Source organism: Pseudomarimonas arenosa (assembly GCF_014841215.1).
GTDB classification, from domain to species: domain Bacteria; phylum Pseudomonadota; class Gammaproteobacteria; order Xanthomonadales; family Xanthomonadaceae; genus Pseudomarimonas; species Pseudomarimonas arenosa.
In genome coordinates, this window is record NZ_JACYTR010000046.1 from 1 (window position 1) to 23,543 (window position 23,543).

The window sequence follows — 23,543 nt, forward strand, 5'->3', positions numbered from 1 at the left end:
CTACGCTCGGTCGGCTGCTACGCAGCAACGGCTACTTCGTAGCCTGCGCCTTCGCTACGCTCGGTCGGCTGCTGTCGCAGCTACGCGGGACTGCGTCCCGATCTCGCCCAAGTGGGCCCACCATTTGGGCTCGTCGCGCCTTGCACTCGACGCAAAGTCCTCAGTGATCATCCGCGCCCCCTCATGAGATATCCGGGCTAGCTACGACGCCCCTGCGCTGTGAGGGCCCGCGGGCGCACAGCGCTGCACGTTCGCTGCAGCGGTCGGCTTGTCCGCCATCTTGCGATCGACCGAACCGGCCACACGCGCCAGCCAGACCTTGACCCGCACGCCCAGCCACAATCCCAGCGCCAGGCCCAACTGCAGCGACCGGGCATTCCACCCAAGCATGATCGGGCTCAGCAAACGCGCAGCGTAGAGCAGATGGCGCAATCGATAGCTCGGATACAGATCCAAGGCATAGCGGCGCGCCAGCTGCCGCGCCGTCGTGCCCGGAGGACAGCGCTCACTCAGCGCGTAGGCACCGAGAATCTGCTGATCATTGAGTTCGAGCATGCGGCGTAACGCTATGTACAGTACCGTCGAGCGCCCGATCCGGGCCGAGCCCTGCTGCTCGACCTGCAGCATGGCGCGAAACATGCCGTAGTGCCGCGCCTCGTCCTGCGCCAATGCCGCCAAGGCAGACCGGGCCATTGTCCCCTCCACACCTTCTTGCAGCACGCGGTAGTAGGTGCTGGCCAGGGCCTCGACCACGCAGCGCGCCACCAACTCGCCGGCAATCGAACCGCGCACCGAGCGGCCATCGCAGGGGTGATAGGGCACCGTCTGCAAGTAGTCCTGCATGGCCTGGTCGAAATCAAACGCCGGATCGGTCGCCTCGATCAGCTGTCGCAACAAGCCTCCATGACGTCGCTCCTCCAGGTTCCATTGATCGATCGCCGTTGTCCAGGCCGCACCGCGCGGCTTGAATACCGCATGCAGGTAGGCCGCATAGGCATCGGCGCGCGACTCCAGCATGGCGGTGGTCTTGAGGATGGCCAACAGGCCCGGCTCGCGGGTCGCCGGGCAGCCGGTCGAGAAGGGAAAATCGGCCAGTCGCAGCGGGGTGCGAGGCGGTCGCAGGAAGTCCATCGGCATCTCCAAACAGATCGGAGCCTTATCCTGGAAAGCCAAGCAGGCATTGCGGAGCTCGAATTCTGACCAACTCCGGGCAGCCACGGGCACAGTTGAGCGTTGCGGAGCGATAATCAAGGCGATTCGAATCGGCTGAAATTCATGAGCAAACCACGTGTATTGCTGTCCTGGTCCAGCGGCAAGGATTCTGCCTGGAGTCTGCATGTGCTGCGGCAGCAGAACGAGGTGGAGGTGATGGGTCTACTGACTACCCTTAACAACACGCATCAGCGGGTGGCCATGCACGCGGTGCGAAAATCGCTGCTGCAAGCGCAGGCCGCGGCGGCCGGCCTGCCGCTATGGACGATTGATCTTCCTTGGCCGTGCCCGAACGAGACCTACGAAACCTTGATGTCCGCGCTGATGCAGCGAGCACGCAGTGAACGGGTGGATGAGATCGCTTACGGCGACCTGTTCTTGCAGGACATCCGCGATTACCGCGAGGCTCGCCATCAGGGCAGCGGCATCGGCACGCGGTTTCCGCTCTGGCAGCGCCCCACCGACCGGCTGGCGCGGGAGATGATCGACGGCGGGCTGTGCGCCCGACTGACTTGCGTCGACCCCAAGCAACTCGATGCCAGGTTCGCCGGACGCGATTTCGACCACGGCTTGCTGGCCGAACTGCCGCCCACGGTTGATCCCTGTGGAGAGAATGGCGAGTTCCACAGCTTTGCCTATCGTGGCCCGATGTTCGAGCGACCGATAGCGATTGCGTCCGGCGATATCGTAGAACGCGATGGCTTCGTGTTTGCTGACCTGTTGCCGGACGATTGACCCATTCCGAGTATTCGTAGCGACCTCGCCTATACTCGTTGCAGCGGTCGACCCCGGGGCGCATCATGATTTCATCCACAACACCGCGTTGGCTCGCCGGTCTGGCCGGCCTCATCGCCCTGTCCGAGCCGGCCCTGGCGCTTACCGATCTCGACGCCGAGTACGCCAACTGCCGCAGCAGCAGCCCCAGCGTCACCGTCACCGTCGGCCCTAGCGATGATTATCAGGCGGCGATCAATGCGGCCAGCGCCGGCACCCGGGTACAGCTGGCGGCGGGCGACTACAGCAATGGCCTGCGAATCTATGACCTGCACGGCGCCGCCGGCAATTGCATTGTCATCGAGGGCCCGGAGACGGGCGTAGCTCGCTTGATCGGTGCGCCGCTGAACGGCATCCGCAATGTGGTGCAGATCCGCAATTCAAGCTATGTGCTGCTGCGAAGACTGGAGATCGATGGCACGGGCACCACCGACCTCGATGCGCTGAAGTCCGATGCCACTATCGCCGGCGCACATAGCGCCGCCTGGTCGCACCATATCAGCCTGGAGCAGCTGCACATCCACGACTTCGATTTCAGCCAGCAGCAGGTTGGCATTTCGACCAAGGGCCCGGCGTGGAACTGGGTGTTACGGAACAATCGAATCGAGCGAGTCGGCACCGGCATCTACCTCGGCAATTCCAATGGCGCCGAACATTTCGTCCATGGCCTGATCGAGTTCAATCTGATTCGCGATAGCGTCGGCTACAACGCCCAGATCAAGCATCAGTTTGCTGCCTCGCGTCCCAGCGGCAGCGGCTTCGAAACCCTGCCCGCCACCGGCCGCACCGTGATTCGCCACAACGTATTCCACAAGAGCGGCAATTCCTCCGGCGGTGGCAATGCCCGCCCCAACCTGCTGCTGGGCACCTTTCCCTTGAGTGGCAACGGCTCAAACGATGACTATGTGGTCTACGGCAATTTCTTCTATCAGAATCCGACCGGGGTCGAGGCACTGTTTCAGGGCGAAGGCAATCTGGCCCTGTACGCCAATCTGTTCTTCAATGACCAGGGCCCGGCAATTGCTATCCAGCCCCAGAACGGTGAACTGCGCCGGATCCGCCTGCTGCATAACACCGTGCTCAGCAGCGGAAGCGGGATTTTCGTTTCGGGCAGCGTGAACGCCATGTTTGATCAGGACGTCCGCGGAAACGCCGTGTTCAGCGACGGCACAGCGATCAGTGGCGGCAGTCAGTCCGACAATGTCAGCGACACGCTGGACAATGCCGATCTGTATCTGCAAAACCCGCAGGGTCAGATCAGCGGCGTCGACCGACTCGACCTGCACCCACTGGACGGCGCCCTGAGCGGTAGCCCGATCGACGCCACGCCGATTGCTGGGCTGACCGATGCCGAGCGAGACTTCAATGATGCCGCAGTCGATCCGGCGCGCCGCGGCGCCTATGCCAGCAGTGGCGTCAACCCAGGCTGGCCGCTAGCCCTGGTGATCAAGGACTTAGGGCCGCTCGATCGGGTGTTCTACAGTGGATTCGAATGAGCCAGTTGAAACATCAATTGGCCGGTTCAATCACGCCGCTCTCCGCCCAGGGGCACACGTCCAGTCAATGGCCACACCCAGCGAATCGACTCCTCGAAGCGCTCCTCTCGTTCGGCTCGGCTCTGCTGCAGGCTGTGCTCGAATTGCGGTGCTGAGGCCTGATTGGCGATCGTCACCGGCACCACCGGGACCTGCTTTGCCTGCTCCGCCGCCACCTCGCGCATCGAGCGCAGCAAGTCAACGCGGCTCAGCCTGACTTCGGCTGCGGTGCCCGCCTGTGAGCGGTCTTCTTGAACGGCTACAGCGCTGGACGCGGCGGCAGGCGCTGAGCTATCGACCCGCGAATCGGCCAGTGAAGATGCCCCGGGAACAAGTAGCAGCAAGCTCAAGCTCGATTCGATCAGCAGCGAACAGGACATGACACACCTCTGTGAACTGGCCAGACAAGGCGTTGACCTGCCCATTCTGCGTGAATGAGAAGGGAATCTCCATTCGGACTCCGGGCCCAATGGGTCGCCATTCATACGTCGCTTGGCCCAACGAAGAGGTCCTGCTACCTCGGCAAGCCTTACCCGACCGATGGCGATGAAGTGGCGGTGCAGACTGAACTCAGAGTTCCGCGGCGCCATGATGCGGGACCATCGGATTGAGTCCGCCCAGCGAGACCGGCAGCTGGAAACTAGATGGTGGCCCGTGAAGGGCGAGAACTCCTGCTTATGCACGCCGCAGCGTGTGTGGGAGTTCGAGCGCCCGTTCGCAAGAGCGGGCCGGACTCGCGAAGCGAGCGAGCCTTCGATCAAGAGTCTGAGGCCGCCTGCGACACAGACAGTGTTCGTACTTGAAGAGGTGGTGGGTCGTGACAGACTCGAACTGTCGACCTACGGATTAAAAGGCCATTGATTTTAAAGGGAATTTTTCCCACTCGATTGAAAATACTGAGGTTTTTCGCGCACTTGCACCGGCTGCTTGTCACGCTTGAACACGGTTTTGCCCGATTTAGTGGGTCCGTGGTGGGTCCGCAGTTCAAGACCGACTACACTGCCTCCTTCATCGCCTTTCTTGGCCGACCCATGACATCCTCCTCCACCCTGCGCTTCCCACTGACCAAGACGCTGCTGTCCAAGTTGGACTTTCAGCATCGCTGGATCGGCACCGATGACCATGGTCAGCCGGTCACGGAACCGACCCCGGCCGGGGTGCGCGAGTGGTATGTCTACGACAGCGAGCGGCGCGGGCTTTACCTCCGGGTGTCATCGTCCGGCGCATCGTGGGGCGTGCGGCGCCGGCTGCCGGGCGACGGCGGTCGCGCCCACGCCCTTCGCCGCAAGTTGGGCGATTGGCCGACGATGAGCGTGCAGGTCGCGCGCCAGCGCGCCGAAGCCTGGTTGGGCCTTCTGGCCGACGGCCAAGACCCACTGCTGATGCTGGAAGCCACGGCGGGGCAAACCCGTCAAGCGCTCTCCGAGCAGAAGCAAACCGTCGGGTGGGCATTCGAGCGTTGGATGCAACACATGAAACCCACTAGCGCCGCGGGCACGCATGTGGATCGCGAACTGGTCAAGCAATGGATGGCCAGCAGCCCGCTGTTCGCCCGCCCGTGCCGCGCTATCACCATGGACGACATAGAAGCCACTTTCGGCCCGATGTTCGGTTACGCCAGCGACCAGCGTGACCCGGTGACCAAGGAAGCGCTCTATGCGGAGCCGCCGACTTGGGGTCCGCAATCCCTGCAAGAGGGTGGCCGCCCGCTGGCCTCGGTCTGGAAGGCGTACCGTTATGCGAAAGCGGCTTGGACCTGGCAAATCCAATCGCTGCTGCGCGTCGAGGATGTCAGCGCCAGCCCGTTCCGCGCCTGGCAAAAGGGCAAGAAGTGGCCCAAGCCACCGCCGCGCGAAAGCCGCCTGGATGTCCGCAAAGGCGACGACCAGGCGTGGATGCGCGCCCTATGGGCCGCCCGCTTTGAGGGCGCCGACACCTCGCGCGTGCTGGCCGATTTGCTTTGGTTGTTGAGCCTGTGGGGCACCCGTATTGATGAGGTGGCGCAAGCGCAGTGGGGCGATTGGAACCGCGAGCAGGATCTTCTCGTGGTGCCGGTCGAGCGCACCAAAACCCGGCGCGGCTTCATGGTCCCGCTGACCGCGCACACGGTCGAAGTGCTGGAACTGCGCCAGGCGCATTTGCAGCGGTGGAAGCGACCAACCGGCCCGACCGATTTCATCTTTGCGTCGCGGGTCAAGGGTCAGCCAGTGAAGTGGCCCTATTCGTTTCTTCGTCGCCTGGAAGCGCTCGGTATGCCGAAAATCCGCCCGCACGATTTGCGCCGCGGCGTCGCCTCGGACACCGCCCGGATGACCGGTCAGCGCGGCGGCATGATTGTGTCGATGATGTTGAACCATGCGACACCGGGCACCGATGTCGGCCAGGTCACCAGCGATTACCTGGCGGACAAGGCGGAAATCCTTCGGCCGCACATCGAAGCCCGCGAAGCGGTGTTCTTGCATGTGCTCGACCCCGCCCGCTACCCCAAACCGCCCGAGTTCGGCGCATTCATGGGCGCGCGCCGCGCCACGGCGCCGGCTCCGGTGAAGCCCGAGGGCGATCCGTTGGCCGCCGCGCTTGCCTTTCTCAAATCGAACCCGGACGCTGTCGGCGGGTTCATGCAAGACCTGTATCGGAAAGACGAATGACCAGCGCCGCCGACCCGCTCACTCCGCTCGATATGCAACTGCTGCGCGAGTTCGACAACCTGTCCGACACGGTGTTGTTGTCGAGCGCGCTGACCGCGCATTTGCTCGGGGTGGCGCAGGGCACGCTGCGGAACTGGCGGGCCGAAGGCAAGCCGCCGCCGTTCGTGTCGTTTGGCAAAACCAGCCCGGTGCGCTACCGCGCCGCCGCACTGCGCGCTTTCATTCACCAGCACGAGTTCGCGTCGTTGGGTCACGAAGCCCGCGCGCAGAAACTGCGGAAGGCGGGCTTGGCTTTGGATATACCCGTGCTGCCCGAGGGCAAACGCCGCTCCAATCAGCCGACGGTGATGGGGTTCTTGGGCGCGATCTCACCCGAGACAGCGCTGAACGACGACGATGTTTGGCCGTTCGTGCTCGACGGGCTCACGCGCCGCCCGCTGGATATTCTGACCGCGTTGACGCTGGATCTCGGCCCACCCACCGCGAATGAGGCGGAACAAGAAGCGGTGTGGTTGACCCGAAGCGAGTACGGCCGTGCGCTCATCGCCTCGGAAGAGCAGGCGAAAACGCTGGCCCAAGAGGCCGCCCTTCGCGCGCTTGGCGACGCTCTCCTGGCCGAACGCCCTCCCGCTCCGCCCCGCCCTCCCCGCGAACTTCTCTGAACAACAAAGCCCGCCAATCGGCGGGCTTCGTCGCTCTACCTTCTCGTTATGGTCAGTCGAAATCGGCGGCAAGCATGATGTCGTTCGGGCCGAACCATCGTCCGGCCCATGTCGCCACCACTTGGCGCGCATCGTTGTCCCACAACTCAACACGGAACGAAGCCTGGTCCGCATTCGGCAGGGCGGCGTGGTTGCCGCAGTAGACCGATATCGCCCCGCCCAACCCGCCCTCGGTCATGAACTGAACGGCCAGCATCGCACCTTGGTTGCAGCGCTGGATGGCGAGCACGCAAAAGACATGCTCTCCGTCGGTGTCTTCCAGCACGGCCTGGCAGATATCGCTCGCGATTTCCAGGCGCACGCCATCGCGCACCCCGCGCGCCTTGTTGCCGCTGGCGCTCGTCACCAGTCCCTCGTCGGCCAGGCCAATATCGATCTCGACCGTGTGATAGCCGTCACCGGCCATGATGATGTGTTCCATAAATCCTCGCTGTGGGTTGTTCCCGGTCATTCCGGTGAACCCAAACTGCCGCCACCACCGCCGAGCGCCCGGCCGCCTTTTGTCTCTTCCATACGCTAGGGTGTTGCCTGGCCCTTGCGCGTTGCGACTTTTTTGGGAAGGTGAAGGCGGTCCGTTCACCACCAAGGATTTCCCATGCACCCCACCGCTCTCCGCTCTGCCTGGTTCGCCGCATGCTTGCTGCCCCTGACGCTGACACCGACCTTGGCGCACGCCAAGAAAACCGACGAACCGGTGCCGCAGTGCGTGCTGAATATCACGCTGACCGATGCCCGCACGGGAGAGCGCTTGGCGCAGCCGCGCGGCGAACTGCTGATGGAATGGCAAAAAGGATGGAACCCCAACGTCTGGTCGTTCTACCCGCGCCACCCACCGCACATGTTCCGCTTTGCGGACGGGAAGGCTTTGGCGTTCGAAGTTCCCAGCACCAGCCATCGCCGAGACGGCAAACCGGATGCGGTGTTGTCGGTGACGGTGCGCGGTTTTGCCGCGCAACAGGTGCCTCTGTCGCTCAATACAGAATCCTGCCCCACCGGTTCGCTGGATCTCGACGTGGCGGTGTCGCCCGACCCCGGTGCCCAACACGGCAAGACGGTGTTCTTTGCCGAAGAAACGGTGGATCGGACTTGGTTTCCGGTCAGTACCCCCAAGCCCATGCTGGGTAAGTGCCGGGTGAAGGCGGGTGCACTCGGCCCGACTTGGGCGGGCAGTCCTACGACTCCGCATTTTCAGGACCTGCGCACGCGCCCCCGCTGCGCGATGGAAACCGAGTTGGTCATTTCGGTGGACGACGACCTCGCCAGCGGAACCCCGCGTTATGAGCCGATCCCCCTTTCGCAAGACGACTGCATCGTCTCGCGCCGCCGGAATCGGTGGATTCGCGCGGACGGCGAACGGGTGAAGGGCGTGCGGTCGTACGGCGCCCGGCATTCGACTTTGCTCGATCCCGGCCGCTGGTTTTTGTTGGGGCCGGGCGAAAAAGTGCCGAGCAAATCCACGTTGGCCAAATGGGCCGCCGCCGCGGGCACCGAAGCGCAAGAGGACGCCAACGCGCAAACCTGGTCGCTGCATCGGGACTATGTGGCGCACTGCGTCGGCGCGGATCTCAACGCGGCGCTCTTCGCGCTGTCCGACCACGCTCATCCGTGCTGGCAAGCCGCGCGCAAACTGGCCGTGGAGTGGAATCCCGCCGCACGCCCCAGCGTGCTCTGCGAGATGCCGCCGATGGGCTTCGAGGTCGATCCGAACGCGATGCCCGAGGGGCGGGTGGACGTTGGGCCGGTGTTGTCGGCCAAACGATAGATAGCATGGATTCCGACGCGGCGCCGTTGCACACTTGCGTCCGTTCGGCCAAGAGGGATCAAACGTGGGCAATGCATCGGTCCTGTGCACCAACGGCGATCGTTACGTCGGCGAAGTCGTCGGCGGCACGGTAAAAGTGAGCGGGCATGTTTTTGACGCGAACGACATTGAGTCGGCGACAATCAAGTACGAGGACAACGGTGTGTACGACGACACGATAACGGGGGAGTTCCGGCTCAAGGGCGGCAGTAGCCTGCGTGTCGGAGTCAGGGTCAAAAAGGGCTTCTTCCTCCGAAATCGAACCGTCGGGGAGGTTCCCTCGGGAAGCATCGTGATGAAGTGCGAGGGCTTCAGGTCGCCCATCACGATCGAGGTCCATCAGATCGCCGAGTTCTCAATCAACCCCCCGACCAAAGTGTAAAGCAGTAGAGCAACGCCGTCGGAAGACGGCCTTGCAAAGACCGGGCGCCTGCGGCGCGGGCTCTCGCTGTCGCGCTTACAGACGCATCCGGCGTTGCCCCATCGCGCGTTTCGTATCGCGCTCCGCCGCCGACCAAATCAGCATATCGCGCGCCAGCGCGCCGCACTCGCTGGCTGTGCTCTTCTTTGTGTCGAGCCCCGCCCAGTAATCCTCCTGCGCGTCCTGCGGGTCGCGCGCACGCCTGTTCTTTATATCGAGTGCCACCTCGTAGCGTTCCAGCGCTGTTTGCCCGCGACTGTTCTTTATGTCGAGTGCCGCCCCGGCTTCCACCAGCACGCGCATAGCCGTCCTGTTCTTGCGCAAGCCACTCGCCGCGTGGTGCAACGCCGTGTTGCCCTCGCGGTCCTGCGCGTCGATGTCGGACCGCGCCAGCAACGCGCTCACGGTCGCGGCTTTGCCCTGTTTTGCGGCGTGCATCAGCGCCGTGGCCCCGCTCGCATCGACCTGCCTCGCGTCGAACCCCAGCGCCAGCAGTCGCATGAGCATGGCCGCATCGCCGTTGGCCGCGGCGTACATGAGCGCGTTGCGCTTCGTGGTTGTGCTGACTTCGCGAAGATCGGCGCCGGCTTCCAGCAGGATCGCCAACGCCGCCCCGCTGCCGCACTTGACGGCGTAGAGCGCCGGGCCAAACGCCTCGTTGTTCGTTTTTCGATAGATCCGCTTGGACACGCTAGCGCCCTGCGCCAGCATGTCGCGGATGGCCGCCACGTTGTCCTCGCGAATGGCCTCGAAAAACTTTCTTTTCGCGGCAGGCGTGGAGGTGAGTTTATCCATGTCGCTGCACCCGCCCGTCCGCCATCAACACGCCATCGCGCGCGTCGAGCGCAGCGCGCTGAACACTCGCAAAGCGGGACTTTGCGCCTCGTCCGCCGAACGCGTTGAACTCGCCACGAAAGATCGATTGAACGCCCGGCGTCCGCGTGGTCCACGTGCTGCGCCCCTGGCGCTCGGCGGCGCGCGACCGCTGCATCACGTCTTCGTCCACGATCTCAACGCAGAGAAAAGCGGGCGAGTAGTGCTTGGCGGCGCTGCCGCCCGATCCGCTCGCTTCACGCACGACCAGCCAGCGCCCGGCTCCGCCCGGCAACTTCGCTTCGAAAGAAATGCGCTGACGAATGAAAGAGCCGTCGGTTTGCTCTGCTTGGTTAACAGTGTTCATGTATCCGTTCCTTTTTGCATGTGGTGGTGCGTGGCGCTTGCGCTCCACGCATTTAGGATAACTCCGCCGTCAAAACGCGCAACCCCCCTTCTCGCGCAAATGTCAAGAAATGTTTGCTTATAGATAATGATTTCATCGACCGTCGTCTGCTCCGGCGTTCGAGTGGTACGTGGGCGTTGTGGCTTTCAAGCGCGAAGCGTCGTTCCCCACGGCTTTTCCCTGGCGCGTCCGCGCCCTAAAAACAACCACGCCGCCCGAAGGCGGCGTGGGGTTCGAGGCTCACGATCATTCGAAGCCGTTCGCGAAGACCGGCTTTTCCAAGACAAAGCGCCCTTGGATGCGCTGCCCCACCGGGCATTCGATGTCGTTGTAGACCTGGGTTTCATAACCGGCGGCTTCGACGGTGACGGTCTGATGACCCGAGGCGTCGGCCCGAATCCCTCGGAAAATCTGACGCCCGCTGTGGTTCGTGATCTTGGTCCGGGACCAACCCGAGCGCACATCCGCGACGGTGACCGTGGCGCCGGGAACCGGGATCTTCTTGCCGGTTTCCGAATCGGCGCGCCAGGTTGAAACCAGCATTTCGCAAGCCAACTGCTGCGAAGCGGAGGAAGGGCTGGCGAGCGCAAGGCCAGCCAGGGCGAGGGCAAGTGCGAGCGGCTTGGTGTTCATGTGTCATCTCCGAGTAGTAGAAGTAGAGGATTTTCGAAGCGTGGCGGTCGTGCCTGGGTCTTGTGCGCTTCCCTTTACCGATACTTGAAAGCGCGGAGCGCGCAACCCCGCCGATGCTTCGAGAGTGAGCCTGGGCTTCCCCGCTTCGCTCGCTTGCCGCCTTTCGTCCTTCTTTCTCTCTCGTGTTGTGCGTGGGTCTTGCGCGTTCGCCGGATTCTGTTTCTCTGAATGAGTGCCATCCCGCACTCACGAAAACAGGAATCCCTCATGTTGAAGAAATCCCACCTGGCCCTGGTCGCCTCCTTGCTGCTCGCCTCTCCGATGGCCTTCTCGCAGTCGTTGCCCGACTGGCTGTTGCAGCCGCCTCCGGACCGCACGACTCCGCCCTCACGCACCACCATCACCCCGTCCGATGGCTCGGTGCACAACCCCTGCCCCACGTCGGCGGGCACGATTTACAGCGTGGGCCTAACCGGACCGTATGCCGCTGGAGACAACGCCATCGCGAACTGCTCGTTGGCCACAGCCACCGGGCCCGATGCGTTTGCCCAAAATATGTTCGCCAGCGCGTACGGCGCAGGGGCCTGGGCCAGCGGCGAAGACGCCACTGCGGTGGGCGGGTACTCCATCGCTCACGGTGATGGCAACACTGCCTTTGGTTCTCACGCCTGGGCCATCGGCGGCATCTTCAATACTGCTGTCGGTTCTGGTGCTCGTGTGGGCGATGGCGATCACGTCACTGCCTTGGGGAGCGGCGCGTATGCAAGCGGCGACGGAGCACTCGTATCGGGTGCCGGCGCACGCGCCTTTGGATTCTTGGCGACGGCTTACGGAACCAGCAGTCGCGCCGAAGGTGTGGCAACTTTGGCCCTGGGGAGCAGCGCGCAAGCGCTCGCTGACGGTTGCACCGCTCTTGGCGCCGGGTCCGTTTGCGATCAGGAAAACACCATTTCGGTCGGAACGAGTGAAGGTCAACGGCGCATCGTCAATGTGGCCGATGGTGTCGAAGACACCGACGCCGCCACGGTCGGGCAAATGAACCAGGCTGACCAGCATTGGTACAACCAAGCCATCAGTTATGTGGATCTGCGCATCGGCGACCGTGTGGATTTGTCCGAGGTCTACAACCGCCTGGACACCCTGGATGGTCGGGTGGATGGGTTGGACCGTGCGGTGGCATCGCTCGGCACCCGCCTCGACAAACTTGGGGCGATGTCCGCTGCACAAGCCGCGCTGGCGGCGAGTGGCGTGGCCGCCCAAGGCGGCAAGGGCAGTGTCGGGATGGCGGTCGGCTCGTACAACGGCCAGCAAGCCGCCGCGTTGGGCTACTCGAAAGCCTTCCGGCTGTCCTCGGGTCGCCCGGTCGGCGTGACCTTACAAGCCGCGTTCAGCGGTGAAACGAGTGTCGGAGCCGCGGTCTCCATCGGCCTGCGCTAGCGCGAAGCGGGGCGGGTTCGCCCGCCCCGCTCTTCCTTCTCTTTCCCTACTTCGCTTCTCTTCTCGTGGACAAGGACGCACGCATGACTCACCCTGCCCTCTCTCTTCCTCGTCGCGCCACAGCCAAACAGGTGGCTCAAGCGCTGGAGCCGAACTCCCTCACTTATCACAACCATGTGCGGCGAGTGGCCAAGCAAGCGCGCATTCAACCCGACGCGCGCGCGCCACGCTCCCAAAATCAATCGGGCAAGTCGGGTAAGCGCCCACGCGCGTTCGAGAAGACGCTTCCGAAGTTGATCGACCGCCTCACCTGCCCTCGTCACCAGGCCATTCGCCGCACCCTGCTGTTGCAAGCGCCTGGCTATGTTTGCGCCACCAGCGCCGCGGCTGTCTTGGGTATCAGCCGGCAACGGGTGCTTCAACTCTACGAGAAAGGGGCTTTCCGTCATGCTCGCCGCGGCACCGTGCCGGGCACCTCTCAACCGGTATTGCTGATCCCGCTGACGGACCTGCGTTTTGAAGCGCAGCGCCGCCGCACCAACGGGCAAAGCGAGAACCTGGCTTTGATCACCGAATGGTGGACCGACGCACAACAGGCGGCTTCGCTGCCGACCGATATCAAACGCCCCCGCCAACGTAAGAGCAAGGGGTGACGCATGGGCTCGTTCATCATCTGGTGCGCCATCGTGGCGCTCATCATCGCCAGCGGTCAGATTTGGCTCTGGGGCGTGCTCTTCTGCGTGGTGATCGCCGGCATGTGCCTCGGCATGCTCAACGGCGGCTTGAACCACCGGGACAACGGGGGCGGGGGAAGCGGCGGCAGCCGCAGCGATGGGTACGACGATTACAACTGGTGACCCTGTTTTTTACGCGCCGCCTGCGTGTGCTCCTCCACGATGCGCGCCGCGCGATCCTGCAGGCGCGCGGTGCGCGCTGGGTCCTGCTCCAGTTCGGCTTTCAGAGCATCGACGCGCCGCTGCACTTCCTGTTTGCGCGCGGGATCGCGCTCCGCGTCGGGCAGCGCGCGCCAGTCAGGATGCCACTCCGACACCAGGTCGATATAGACGTGCTGCCGCAGCAGAAACTCGGTCGCGCAGGCGCGGCCGGCTTCGATTGCGCCCGCCAACGCGCGCTCCAACTCGCTGACCCTACCCTCCAGCTCCATCACGTCGTTCCATAGATGCGCCTCTCTGACCAATGCCCCTCCTTGGGCCTGGACTTGTCGCATCGCCGCATCCGTCACGTCTTCGCGTCGTCGCCGCGCGATGGTGTCGGCTTGGGCCTCCAAGGTCTTGCGAATGATGCCCATCAGGGTGCCTCCCCGACCTCGAATCCAGACTGGAAGAAAGCGGGCGGCCGCTCCGAGGCAAAGGCCTCGTCGCCACGCCCGGCGCGTACCAGGCGCACGTAGCGGTTCAGGGATTTGCGACCGAAGAACGAGGTGTAACGGCGCAAGCCGTTGGCAAACTCGATCACATGCGCGTCGAGGGTGTTGGGCACCGTCGTGGATGTCCAATAGGCCGCATCAAACGGCATGTTGGGAAAGAAGACCGGATTGATGGCCGGATTGGCGCAGCCGGTCTCGACCAGCGATTGCAGTTCGATGACGTTGGGCAAACGCCAATCGCTCTTGCCGCCGTACGTCGAGGCGTTGGCCGCGGTCAGCGCGCCCGACCAGGTGACCGCACCGGCTGTCCCCGTTGTGCAAACGTCCCCGGACAAACCCACCGGACAGCGCTGCCACTGCAGGTCGGTGAGTACGTCCTTGATGACCTTTTCGCCCACCACGTCTTCGATGACTTCATAGCGCGAATCAGGCGCCCCACGCGGGACACCCGAAGGGCAAACCTGCTGCGCGCCCGCGAGCGAGGGGCCAACCAACCCTCCCACAACAACCAGGCAAAACACGAGGCGCCGATTCATGGCGTGCCTCCGGCGACCAGGCGCACGTACGCCGCATCCGATTTCTGAAAGACATTCGGATCGCCCCCGCCGAAACTCACGCGCCGCGCATCGCTGGCGGTCGCGGCAAAGGTTTCCGCGGCCATGTAGATGGATGAAGCGCTATTGGGAAAATAGGTCGTGTCGATTTGGGTGCCGCCATTGCCCCACGCCACCAGCCCGACCAACTCGTCCTCAGTCGGCATCCGCCAATCCGTTCTTCCGCAGAGTCCGCCACCCGCGTTCACCGCCGCCACGAAACGGCTGGTGTTGCAGGTGTTGCCCGCGAGCGTGCCACCGCATCCGAAACTCGTTTCCGTGCCCGGCACACCGTTGTTCTCATTCGTATCGGTGTTGAACCAGGTGTATTGGTGACTCCGGTCTCGCAACCCGCCGTCGGTGGTCTTCACTTCCCAAAGCAGACCCGTGACGTTGTCGCGCGTGCAGGCCCAATCGGTGGGGCCAGCGCCAAGCGCCGCGCCCGCGGTGAGCACCGAACCATTGTGGGCAATCTTGGTGTAGTCGCGCCCCGCCACTGTCGAAGCGCCGACTTTCGTGAGCACGCCCATCGCCTCCGCCGCCGCCCGCCCGCGGGTGCAATCTTGCTCGTTGAAGCCGGTGGGCTCAGGGTCAGGCGTCGTGGTGGACACCGTTCCAACCGGCGTCTGGAGGTGGTTGTAGCAGTCGAGTAATCCGGTGTCATTCAACTGCGCATGCGCGGTCGAGACGAACGCAAGCAAAGCGAGAGCCAGGCGAAGCATGGGGCGATCCATCATGAGGTCGCGTCAGTAGACCGCGCCGACCTCCCCGAGGTCAGCCGAAGAAGTGCCCCCGTAAATCTACGTGAGGAAATACGGCCCGCGAGGCTCTTCGATGCGTCCCACGCTGTCCTCATCGATGAGACCATGGGCCAGCGCGCGGGCCACGGCGGCTTGGCGGCTCTTCACATGCAGTTTCGCGCAGGCGCTGGCCAGGTAGCCTTCAATCGTTCGTGGGCTGATCGCCAAGCGCTGCCCGATTTCTGTGCTCGTCATACCGGTGGCCGCCAGGGATAAACATTGGCGCTCGCGCGGAGTCAGCAATCCGGTGTCGGCTGCTTCGCCGTCGAGATAAGTGTGCAGCGTTTCCCACGCCCACAACGCGATCTCGGCCTTTTGCGTGAGCAAGATGTCGGGTTTGGCGTGCACTTCCAGAAAGCCCCAGAGCAAACGAGGCGTCCAGAGCGAAACGACCAGCACCCCGCCGCTCAACAAGGGCGGCCGGTGTTCGCGGGCCAGGGCAATGTACGGATGCGGCGCGTTCTCTTCGACGGCATCGCGAAGGTCGTGCCGCCATCCACTCGGCAAGTCGCCGAAGAACCGCAAACGCGGCTCGCCGTCGGTCCGCCCTTTCAACTGAAAGGCCAACCCAAACGCATCGCATGCGATTTCGCGGCGAAGGTACTCCGCCAGCGCAGCGGCAAATGTCGTCCGCGACGGGCTGGCTCGCTTCGTGCTCAATCGCCATCCGTTGTTTGACAGGGAAACCATTCGGATTCTCGGTGCTGCGAACAATCGCGGTAACCGCGAAACGCCCCCAGTAAATCTTCGTGAGAACCGATCCTGCCCGGATCACCCCTGCCTCAGCAACGGGGCCACCGTGGGGGCCAACGGGGAGCTGTGGGTCCCTGGCACAATGCAGGCATGGACTGGCAGTTTTCCGACCGCATCGACGCCCCGCGCCAGCGCGTGCTTTCGCGCCGCATTCCCTTCTCGGCGCTGGCCCGTCGTCTGGCGGACACCGCGCGCCCGCTCTGCCTGCATCACGATGCCGCGGATGAAGGCCCACCGGGCTATGCGCGCGCCGTGGCCTGCCTCACCTGCGATCCGGATGCGCTGGATGTCTGGTTCAATGGGGCAGTCGGATTGCGCGGGCAGTATTTCGACAATCCGGTCCATGGCACGACCGCCACCATGACCACCCTGCTCGCGTTGATGCCGGTGCTCGCCGCGGTGCCGGTTTCGGGTCCCGATCTCGGGGTCAATCCCATCCGCTCGCTCACCGCCGCCCACGCTAAAGTATGGGTCACGGAAATCGGCAAGGGGTTTTGCGATGCCTGCGCCGGGGACGTCGGCGCGCCCCGCGACGATGAACCCGACATTCTCAACGGACGATGGGATCGCGTGGACCACCCTCAAGCGCGATGGGGCCGCAAGGCGCCGCGTCCGACGCAACTGCGTGTGTTGGGTGGTTTCGTCAGCGCGTATGGGGCGGAATGGGTGGCGCCGAACAAGGTGGACCGGGCGATGCAGATCCACGAGTGGGGGTGGACGTAGGCCCGCTATTCCTCGCGTTCGAGATAGCCGCGGTTGCGCACCACCAGAGCCTTCCCCTCTTCTTCCAGTCTCTCCATGGCGTATTCGGCCAAGGCGACCAACGCAACCCCGTACGCGCCTTGGCTCTGTTCCTCCAGCCGCTTCTTCAACGATGCGGGAATCCGAACCAGCGCTTTTACGCTCTCGTCGGCCGTCAGCGAAGCCTCGACGATCACGGTCTTCCCCTCCGCGCGTTTTTCGACCGTCGTCATGGCGAAGTGGCCGGGCGGTGAATCGGATCGGGAAGGCATCGGCGAGGTTCGAGTCCGCAGCGAAAAACGATCGGGCAGCCTACCAAGCCGGACGCCTGTGGGTCCATGTCGGCTTACCGCGCGGGACATGGAATGGCCAGCAGCCCGCGCGCGGTGTCCACCACGGCCCCCTCGTCGGTCACCGCGATCACGGTGGTGCCGGGGTCGTTCTGGAACGGAACGGAAGCCGGTGCAAAACAGTGCGCTTGCTCGGTCGTCGCGGTCGGGGTGCATGCGCCCGCCACAGCCACCGCTTCACGAATGATGCACTGCCCGGTGTCGGGGTTCACCGACCGATACGCGGAAATCGTCAGGTACTGTTCGCCCGCAAAGCCCGCGGGACATGCGACCGTTTCCACGGTCGGCGCCCCCAGCACGCCATCACAAGGCCCCAATGCCGGTACGGGGACTTCTACCGGAGGCGTGGGTTTGACGAACGCCGCCGCGCCCGGCACCCGCAGGGTGGGTTGCACCAGCACCGGCTTGGTGTTTCCCGTGGGGTTGAGGGGCAAAGGGTCGGCGTCAGCGGAAGCCGGCATGGCCAAGAACAACAACGAGAGGGAGAGCGCGATACGGTTCATGAGACGGTTTCCTTGTGTGGTGAAGACGGGTATATGCTGTCACATATATTGCAGTATATACTGCCGTCTATACCACGCAAGCCGGGTGCCGTCACCGCGATCTCGATCCGTGACCGCCGTCGCGATCACGGGCATTCGATGTACACGTTGGTCCCGTTCACAAACCACCAGCCCCCACCGTACGGCGATTCACCGAGATACTGCGAGCCGGGGCCCATGCTGGGCAGCGGGCCAGGCACCCAACAGTGCACCTGCGGTTCGGGCTCCGGCGCACCGCAAAACGAACCCCCGAGGCCGCTGGCGGTGTCCACGCGCTCACATTCCGCCCCGCTCCAGATGTACGAGTAGCCCATCACGTAGGACTCGAACCCCGTTTGTCCGGGCGGGCATGCTCGGTTGACTTCGTAGTACCCCGAGCCGGGGCAAATCATCGGACCCGGCTTGCTCGGTGGGGTGCCGGGATCGCTGGCCGGCGGATGGGGCTGACAGGTCTCGCTCGTGCCGTCGGTCGCGTCAGACCACGGCCCCCAGGTGCCGTCAAACACGCCAGCCGGACAGTTTGCCGACCGGGTGCGTGTGCCCCATGCCTTGCGCGTGCCGCTCTCACCGACACACGGCTCTTCGCTGCTCCATCCCACCGTTTGCGGGGATGGGCAAACCGGGGGTGGACAGCGGGTCTCGCTGTAACACGTCACCCCGGTGCTGGCCCACGGCCCCCATGGGGTCGAGTTGGAAGCCGGCGTGCAGGCTTGCCGCGATTGGCGGTATTCGTAGCGCACGTAAGTTTGTCCGGTCACCCCGCCAGGGCAAGCGCCCGGCGCTTCCCCGAAATACTGCGGGATCTCGGTGTCGTCGCAGTAGAACTGATGCTGCACCGGGCACGGCGCGCACGTATCGACTTGCGCGACGGTGGGGCATGAACCACTCGTTCCACTGCCGGGCGCCGTGCCGGGGGTGACGCTCCACGTGATGCTTCCTTGTTGGCCGACCGGGCAACTTCCCGCCGGACTGCCATGGACCGGCGTCGTCGAGCACGGCACGCAGCCGGAATAATCCGCCGTGAACGTCGGACACGATCCGGCCGTGGTCGCGGTGGGGTCGGTGCCTGGGGTGGTGGTCCAAGTCACCACACCCGTCGTTCCACCGGGACAAGCGGGCAAGGGTCCTGCGGCCGGACACGGTGTGCAGGTGCCCGTGACGGCTCCCTGGGTGACCGGCCCTGCCGCCGTCCACGGCGACCAGGCGCCGAAGGTCGGACCCGGCAGCAAGCCGGTGCCCGCCGGGCAGTCATAACTGACCGTTCGACTGCGTGCTTCCGGTGTGGTGGTTTCGGTGCTGCGCAAGCCGGTCGTGCCGCTTGGACATGCCGGACCGGGCGCGGTGCCGGGTGTTAAGCGGTTTTCGCTTTCGCTGCTGTCCGCCGGACACGGCGAGCAGTTGTGGCTGATCTCGCGCCAAGGGCCCCAAGTTGCGGGTTGGTAGGTGTACACGCACACCGAGTCGCGCTGGTCGGTGGTGCTGCCGTACTCACCCGCCGGGCAATCCACCACCGTCCGGCTTTCAGGAGGCTGCGGCACGCACTGCGGACCGTAAAACGGTCCCGAGGGCGTGGGCCCCGGGGCGCCGTCGGGCGGCACGCATTCGTTTTGGATGTCGTACCAGGCGCTCCACGAAATCGGAATGCTCGACACGCAATGCCGTTGCTCCGTGCGCTGTCCGCTCCACCCGCTGGCGCAACTCGCGGCCCGGGTTTCCGCTTCGGGGCAGCCGTCGGGCTGCGGCGCGCACGTGTTCCCGCTTTCGGTCCATGCCTCCCATGCCCAAGGTCCCTGATCGTCGGGTGGGCATGCGGCCGTTCGTGTTTCCAAGATGGCGCCCTGCTGGCCGGGTTCGCACGCCAGGCTCCGCACTTGCGGCGGCGGAAGGGTCAGCGAAGAGCAGGACCCATCGAAACCAATGGGGGGGACGGCGCCCGGGCCGGGCGGATCTCCAGGTTGATAGGGCTGCGCCGGAATCCAATCGCCGGGCACGGTGTGATCCGCGTGAGCCAGGGCGCCGCTGACCCCTTCAAAATACGTATAGACAACCGAACCGCCATCGGCGCAACGATGGATCGCGGTGGTGGTGTCGATGTTTCCGCCCGCCAGCACCGAGACTCCATCCACTTCGATATTCCAGAACGCATCTTGGTGTTCGGTCGCCATCCGGGCGCAAACGGCTTCCGGCAAGCCTCGATATTCAATCGCGAACCCGGCGTTCTGCTTGCCGTTGATGGTGGCCGCGCTGACATAGACCTTGGTGCCCCACTCGCTCGTCATGCCGCCGCGGGCCTTCATGGCCTCGGGCAGCAGGCCGTCCTGCTCGACCTTCCAATCCACCAGGCCTTCAAAGGTTCCGGTCATCCCCCACGCGCTGTTGATGTTGGTTGCGAGTTGGTTGAGTGTGGCCGTTTCTTTGCGTACTTGTGCGGCGACATCGGCCCGGAAGAACAAGCCATAGGTCGCCGCGGCGGCGACCGACGCGATGCCAATCCCAAGCATGACTTCTTTGAGCGTGTAGCCGGCCTGGTGGGCGTGCAGCGCGGAACCGATGGCGCGCGAAAGCGGGGCCGGGGCCGGGCTGGATGAAGAGAGTGCGGTCAGGGCGGTGCGGAAAGAGCGGTCATTGTCATTCATGCGGTCTCCGGGTCAACAGAAAAGCGGTTGATCCAGATCTACCAAGGAACGGCGGACGCGCAAGGCCCACGCACGCCTACATGCCAACGACGAGAAGAAGCCAAAGCCAAAGCGGATGCAGGGCGGCCCACGCCGCAGAGGGGTGAAAAGCGCGCGTTGCGCAAGAAGCCGATGCAGGGTTGTCGGCGCGCTAGCGTCCGGGCCGAAGGCTCCGACCGCTCTTGCTTTGGCTTTGGCTTGGGCTCGGGCTCTTGCGCGTTGGCGCGCTTCGGTTCTAATGAATGGGCAGCGGCACAACGCCCCTGCACCACCCCACACCAACCGAGGACATCACCATGATCGCCACCTTCCTCCGCAAACGCATTCCGAACGCCAACGCTCGTGCCCTGTTCTACGCTTGGGCGGCCATCATGGTGATGAACGCCACCGACATTCTGTCGGGCCGCTTCTTCACCTTCTGACATCGACCTACAACCGCGCGATGCGCCGCGGTTCTTGGTGCTGCATCGGGATCTCGGGCTGCGGACGCTGCTTCCAGCGGTCCATCTGTTCGATGACCTGGCGCACGCCCGGCATCTTCTGCAACCGTTCCAGCGCTTCGCTCATCGTGCTCGACCGCTGACGCTCCCGCTCTCGCTCACGCTGCGCGGTGGGCTGGTCGTGCAACCCTGCTTCGGTGGCGTTGCGCTTCAAGCGGTCCGTTCCGAACCGCACATGCAAGGTTTCCAAATCGTTGGCGGACCCATACAGTTTGAAGGTCTCTTTGTGGCGCGTGTAAGCCACCAGGCCGAGATGCTGATCGCTCATCCCGGCGCTGCTCACGAACTGAAACAGGTGATCTCGACCCTGCCCTTGGGACTTGTGGATGGTGATGGCGTACGCGTGCGTGAGGGTTGGCTGGTCCTTATCTCCATTCGTCCAAAACCGCAGTGTTTTACCGGCCTGTTCGCCCTCCGTCATGCGGATGCTGATGTCCGCCCATCCGGGTTTGCCCGGCATCGTGGCGACCGCCACGACAACACCCGCATCGCCGTTGACGACACCGAGGTCCTTATTTTTTTTGGTGAAGACCATCTCATCCCCGACCCCGACGGTGGTGGTTTGCTTCACCCCCCGAATGGACATTTCCACGGTCGCCATATCCGCGCCCACCTCCCCCCGCCGTTGTTTCTCGGCCCGAACCCGCTCGTTCAAGCGCTGAACGGCATGACGGGTGTCGGCGATGATCAACTTCTCGCTGGAGGGTCCTTCGGCGGCAAAATAGTCCTTCACGAGCCTATCCATGGCCGCCTTGCTGGTCGCCATCTCGACGACATGCTGGTTGTCTTGCAACTGTCGCCAGATGTCGGCGCCCAACGCGCCGCGCTCGCTGTAATCGCGCTCGCCTTCCTTCGGCTTCGTCCCATCGCCGTACATCGCGTTGGCAATCTCGCGCCCCTTCTGGGTCTTCTGCCGCCGGATATCTAGCAGTTCGACAGCGCCCACGGCTTGCTCCAATGCACGGAAACCTCCACCAGCCGCGATTGGCTGGAGTTGGAGGGCATCGCCCTGGTAGACCACTTTGGCACCCACCGCGTCGGCGTGTCTTTGAAGTCGAACAAGGTGTTGGGTGCCGGTCATGCCGGCCTCATCCACCAAAATCAACGTGTTCGAGGTCAGCGTGCGCCTGCCGGCATCCAGTTCAGACAGAAGGCTGTCATTGGAAAACGAAGGAATGCCCGACCCCGATTCAAGAAGTTTGGCCGCTTTCCAAGATGGCGCCGCCCCGATGATTTCCCTGCCTTGCACTTGAAGCGCGGGCACCCAACATTCCGCCACCGTGGTTTTTCCGGTCCCGGCCCTTCCAACTATGCAAGCCGTTCCCGCGCTGCCGCTCATCACATGCTCGACGGCCCGCCGCTGCTCATCGTTGAGCCGGAAGCCCTTCTTGCTCTCGAAATCGCTGATGGCCTTGGCCGCCATTGTGGCCGGCATCTTCCAATGCTGGTCGTGGTCGCCGCGTGCTCGTTCGGTGATGCGTTGGGTCCACTCGTTTTCTATCGCCATCCATTTTTCCGTGGCGTAACGCGGTTCGCGGTCCCGCGTGGCAAGTTGGGTGACAAAGCGACCCACCGGCTTGTTGTTGAGTTTCACCAGGTCGTCTTGGGCCAGGCGCTGGTCCGCGGCTTTCAGAATGGTTGCGGTGTCCTCGCCCAAGCGCTCTTGCATAAAATGTTGGACCACATTCGCTTTGCTGAACATGGCTTCGCGCTCGTGTTGCATATCGAGGATTTCGCGGTCGGTCAGCGGCGCATCGCTGTCGCCACGGTTGACCAGGCGCCCGCGTTCGCCGTTGGGCGCTTTCAGTGCGGTGGGATCAATGGTGATGCCCTGCTCGTGCTTCAAGTCGGTCAGCGATTGTTTCCATAAATCATCGAGTTCGCGAAAACTCGGCTCGTCCTTATGTTTGCGCGTCGCCAGTGTGGCCTGCTGCGCGCTGCCTCCGTGCTCTTTCAAGTGTGCAAGGATTTGCTGTCGTCGCTTCGAGAAATGCTCCTGCGTCTGTTCGCTGATGCCGGCCACTTCCCAGTAGACATGCCCGGTCCGCTGACCTTCGTCGTCGCGCTGGACCTGGCGCTCAATCGAATAGCCCATGGCTTGCATGCGCGCGGCGAGTTCAGCGCGGAAGAGCGCGCCGGCCGCGTGCTTGTCTTCGTAGAGCGAGGCCTGGTCGAAAGTGCTCCATTTTCCATCCGCGCCCTTCGCCACCCCATACACCAGGTTGTGCACATGCAGTTGAGGGTCCAACTCTCGCGAGCCCATATGTGTATGAGTTGAAACTGCCAACCCGGCCACATCCATTCGCTCGCACCCGCCCTTGCCTCGTCGTGTGACGCAGCGGCTCTCTAACCAGCCAATCGCGGCCTGGCTCGATTGATTGACCGCTTCCAGAATCTGCTTGCGCTCGTCGTCATCCGCGGCTGCAAACAGCACGCTGACGCTTTTGGGTGCGCTGAATGTGAGATCGTGGCCGACGCGATGCCCACCCTTCACGACTTCATTCCCGTTGGCATCTATCGTGATGGTGGGTTTTTCACCGGCGTTGCGGCAAAGCGCACGACCATCCGGCGCGTACCCTTGGGCCAGCGCATCCATGTGTTCAATGGCGACGGTGCCCGACAGTCCCAACGCTTCGGCGCCCTTGCCGACCCATTGGCTCATGTTCTCCGCTTCGCCGTCCTGCCCAATGTAATACTCCGTGGCCTTGAGGTAGGCAAGGATATCTCCCGCCCCTTTTCCTTGGGCATCGAGCGCTGCAATCGACAACATGGGTCACTCCGAGAAAGAAAAAACCTAGTG

Annotated in this window: 25 protein-coding genes; 11 read left to right on the forward strand and 14 right to left on the reverse strand. The window is 63.8% G+C overall.

Translation table 11 applies throughout. From position 1 onward, the window contains the following. Window positions 1–201 precede the first annotated feature (201 nt). On the reverse strand, window positions 202–1,131 hold the full coding sequence (locus IFO71_RS16105) for a ferritin-like domain-containing protein (RefSeq protein ID WP_192030688.1): 930 nt from the start codon (window positions 1,129–1,131) through the stop codon (window positions 202–204). 144 nt (window positions 1,132–1,275) lie between these two features. On the opposite strand from IFO71_RS16105, the gene IFO71_RS16110 reads away from it, so the two are divergent. Beyond that, window positions 1,276–1,947 (forward strand): Dph6-related ATP pyrophosphatase, encoded by a 672-nt coding sequence (locus IFO71_RS16110; protein ID WP_192030689.1) that lies wholly within the window; start codon window positions 1,276–1,278, stop codon window positions 1,945–1,947. 65 nt (window positions 1,948–2,012) lie between these two features. Continuing rightward, window positions 2,013–3,482, forward strand: a complete 1,470-nt coding sequence (locus IFO71_RS16115) for a right-handed parallel beta-helix repeat-containing protein (RefSeq protein WP_192030690.1) — start codon at window positions 2,013–2,015, stop codon at window positions 3,480–3,482. A gap of 26 nt (window positions 3,483–3,508) precedes the next feature. On the opposite strand, the gene IFO71_RS16120 is transcribed toward IFO71_RS16115, so the two are convergent. After that, the gene (locus IFO71_RS16120; protein WP_192030691.1) at window positions 3,509–3,901 is read right to left on the reverse strand and encodes a hypothetical protein; all 393 of its coding nucleotides are present in this window, start codon (window positions 3,899–3,901) and stop codon (window positions 3,509–3,511) included. 477 nt (window positions 3,902–4,378) lie between these two features. Here IFO71_RS16120 and IFO71_RS16125 point away from each other — a divergent pair, with 477 nt between their 5' ends. Beyond that, the gene (locus IFO71_RS16125) at window positions 4,379–6,169 is read left to right on the forward strand and encodes an integrase family protein (protein ID WP_192030692.1); all 1,791 of its coding nucleotides are present in this window, start codon (window positions 4,379–4,381) and stop codon (window positions 6,167–6,169) included. Beyond that, window positions 6,166–6,831, forward strand: a complete 666-nt coding sequence (locus IFO71_RS16130; RefSeq protein WP_192030693.1) for a helix-turn-helix domain-containing protein — start codon at window positions 6,166–6,168, stop codon at window positions 6,829–6,831. Before IFO71_RS16125 ends, IFO71_RS16130 begins: the two co-directional genes overlap by 4 nt. Before the next feature lie 52 nt (window positions 6,832–6,883). On the opposite strand, the gene IFO71_RS16135 is transcribed toward IFO71_RS16130, so the two are convergent. Next, on the reverse strand, window positions 6,884–7,312 hold the full coding sequence (locus tag IFO71_RS16135) for a hypothetical protein (protein WP_192030694.1): 429 nt from the start codon (window positions 7,310–7,312) through the stop codon (window positions 6,884–6,886). 174 nt (window positions 7,313–7,486) lie between these two features. Here IFO71_RS16135 and IFO71_RS16140 point away from each other — a divergent pair, with 174 nt between their 5' ends. After that, window positions 7,487–8,653: a hypothetical protein gene (locus IFO71_RS16140; RefSeq protein WP_192030695.1), complete on the forward strand. Its 1,167-nt coding sequence runs from the start codon at window positions 7,487–7,489 to the stop codon at window positions 8,651–8,653. A 64-nt stretch (window positions 8,654–8,717) separates the two neighbouring features. After that, on the forward strand, window positions 8,718–9,074 hold the full coding sequence (locus IFO71_RS16145) for a hypothetical protein (RefSeq protein ID WP_192030696.1): 357 nt from the start codon (window positions 8,718–8,720) through the stop codon (window positions 9,072–9,074). Window positions 9,075–9,149: 75 nt separating this feature from the next. Here IFO71_RS16145 and IFO71_RS16150 read toward each other — a convergent pair whose 3' ends face one another. The 3 genes from IFO71_RS16150 to IFO71_RS16160 all read right to left on the reverse strand — a co-directional run bounded on the left by IFO71_RS16150 (window position 9,150) and on the right by IFO71_RS16160 (window position 10,965). After that, on the reverse strand, window positions 9,150–9,908 hold the full coding sequence (locus IFO71_RS16150) for an ankyrin repeat domain-containing protein (protein WP_192030697.1): 759 nt from the start codon (window positions 9,906–9,908) through the stop codon (window positions 9,150–9,152). Continuing rightward, complete coding sequence (locus IFO71_RS16155; RefSeq protein WP_192030698.1) at window positions 9,901–10,293, reverse strand: hypothetical protein; 393 nt, start codon at window positions 10,291–10,293, stop codon at window positions 9,901–9,903. Before IFO71_RS16155 ends, IFO71_RS16150 begins: the two co-directional genes overlap by 8 nt. Before the next feature lie 285 nt (window positions 10,294–10,578). Further along, complete coding sequence (locus IFO71_RS16160; RefSeq protein WP_192030699.1) at window positions 10,579–10,965, reverse strand: carboxypeptidase-like regulatory domain-containing protein; 387 nt, start codon at window positions 10,963–10,965, stop codon at window positions 10,579–10,581. 267 nt (window positions 10,966–11,232) lie between these two features. On the opposite strand from IFO71_RS16160, the gene IFO71_RS16165 reads away from it, so the two are divergent. The 3 genes from IFO71_RS16165 (at window position 11,233) to IFO71_RS16175 (ending at window position 13,259) form a co-directional block, all read left to right on the forward strand. Then, window positions 11,233–12,402 carry a YadA-like family protein gene (locus IFO71_RS16165; RefSeq protein ID WP_192030700.1) on the forward strand — a complete coding sequence of 390 codons (1,170 nt, stop codon included), beginning with the start codon at window positions 11,233–11,235 and terminating at the stop codon, window positions 12,400–12,402. 83 nt (window positions 12,403–12,485) lie between these two features. After that, the gene (locus IFO71_RS16170; protein WP_192030701.1) at window positions 12,486–13,055 is read left to right on the forward strand and encodes a hypothetical protein; all 570 of its coding nucleotides are present in this window, start codon (window positions 12,486–12,488) and stop codon (window positions 13,053–13,055) included. A 3-nt stretch (window positions 13,056–13,058) separates the two neighbouring features. After that, window positions 13,059–13,259: a hypothetical protein gene (locus IFO71_RS16175; RefSeq protein WP_192030702.1), complete on the forward strand. Its 201-nt coding sequence runs from the start codon at window positions 13,059–13,061 to the stop codon at window positions 13,257–13,259. Here the strand turns inward: IFO71_RS16175 and IFO71_RS16180 are convergent. The 4 genes from IFO71_RS16180 to IFO71_RS16195 all read right to left on the reverse strand — a co-directional run bounded on the left by IFO71_RS16180 (window position 13,247) and on the right by IFO71_RS16195 (window position 15,749). Next, the gene (locus IFO71_RS16180) at window positions 13,247–13,711 is read right to left on the reverse strand and encodes a hypothetical protein (RefSeq protein ID WP_192030703.1); all 465 of its coding nucleotides are present in this window, start codon (window positions 13,709–13,711) and stop codon (window positions 13,247–13,249) included. The two genes, IFO71_RS16175 and IFO71_RS16180, sit on opposite strands and share 13 nt — an antisense overlap. Continuing rightward, a complete protein-coding gene (locus IFO71_RS16185) occupies window positions 13,711–14,325 on the reverse strand; it encodes an Lcl C-terminal domain-containing protein (protein WP_192030704.1) in 615 nt (204 codons plus the stop codon). Before IFO71_RS16185 ends, IFO71_RS16180 begins: the two co-directional genes overlap by 1 nt. Next, window positions 14,322–15,104 carry an Lcl C-terminal domain-containing protein gene (locus IFO71_RS16190; RefSeq protein ID WP_192030705.1) on the reverse strand — a complete coding sequence of 261 codons (783 nt, stop codon included), beginning with the start codon at window positions 15,102–15,104 and terminating at the stop codon, window positions 14,322–14,324. Before IFO71_RS16190 ends, IFO71_RS16185 begins: the two co-directional genes overlap by 4 nt. A 78-nt stretch (window positions 15,105–15,182) precedes the next feature. Further along, window positions 15,183–15,749, reverse strand: a complete 567-nt coding sequence (locus IFO71_RS16195; RefSeq protein ID WP_225444711.1) for a helix-turn-helix transcriptional regulator — start codon at window positions 15,747–15,749, stop codon at window positions 15,183–15,185. A 276-nt stretch (window positions 15,750–16,025) separates the two neighbouring features. Here IFO71_RS16195 and IFO71_RS16200 point away from each other — a divergent pair, with 276 nt between their 5' ends. After that, window positions 16,026–16,658 carry a hypothetical protein gene (locus IFO71_RS16200; protein ID WP_192030706.1) on the forward strand — a complete coding sequence of 211 codons (633 nt, stop codon included), beginning with the start codon at window positions 16,026–16,028 and terminating at the stop codon, window positions 16,656–16,658. Between the two features lie 5 nt (window positions 16,659–16,663). Here IFO71_RS16200 and IFO71_RS16205 read toward each other — a convergent pair whose 3' ends face one another. From IFO71_RS16205 to IFO71_RS16215, 3 genes are all read right to left on the reverse strand, one after another. Then, on the reverse strand, window positions 16,664–16,909 hold the full coding sequence (locus IFO71_RS16205; protein ID WP_192030707.1) for a hypothetical protein: 246 nt from the start codon (window positions 16,907–16,909) through the stop codon (window positions 16,664–16,666). Between the two features lie 113 nt (window positions 16,910–17,022). Next, window positions 17,023–17,529, reverse strand: coding sequence for a hypothetical protein (locus tag IFO71_RS16210; protein WP_192030708.1), 507 nt, complete (start codon window positions 17,527–17,529; stop codon window positions 17,023–17,025). 125 nt (window positions 17,530–17,654) lie between these two features. Beyond that, window positions 17,655–20,204 carry a type 4 pilus major pilin gene (locus tag IFO71_RS16215; RefSeq protein WP_192030709.1) on the reverse strand — a complete coding sequence of 850 codons (2,550 nt, stop codon included), beginning with the start codon at window positions 20,202–20,204 and terminating at the stop codon, window positions 17,655–17,657. A gap of 335 nt (window positions 20,205–20,539) precedes the next feature. Here IFO71_RS16215 and IFO71_RS22340 point away from each other — a divergent pair, with 335 nt between their 5' ends. Further along, window positions 20,540–20,665, forward strand: a complete 126-nt coding sequence (locus IFO71_RS22340) for a hypothetical protein (RefSeq protein WP_269749985.1) — start codon at window positions 20,540–20,542, stop codon at window positions 20,663–20,665. Window positions 20,666–20,672: 7 nt separating this feature from the next. Here IFO71_RS22340 and mobF read toward each other — a convergent pair whose 3' ends face one another. Further along, window positions 20,673–23,513 carry a MobF family relaxase gene (gene mobF / locus IFO71_RS16220; RefSeq protein WP_192030710.1) on the reverse strand — a complete coding sequence of 947 codons (2,841 nt, stop codon included), beginning with the start codon at window positions 23,511–23,513 and terminating at the stop codon, window positions 20,673–20,675. Between the last annotated feature and the right edge of the window lie 30 nt (window positions 23,514–23,543).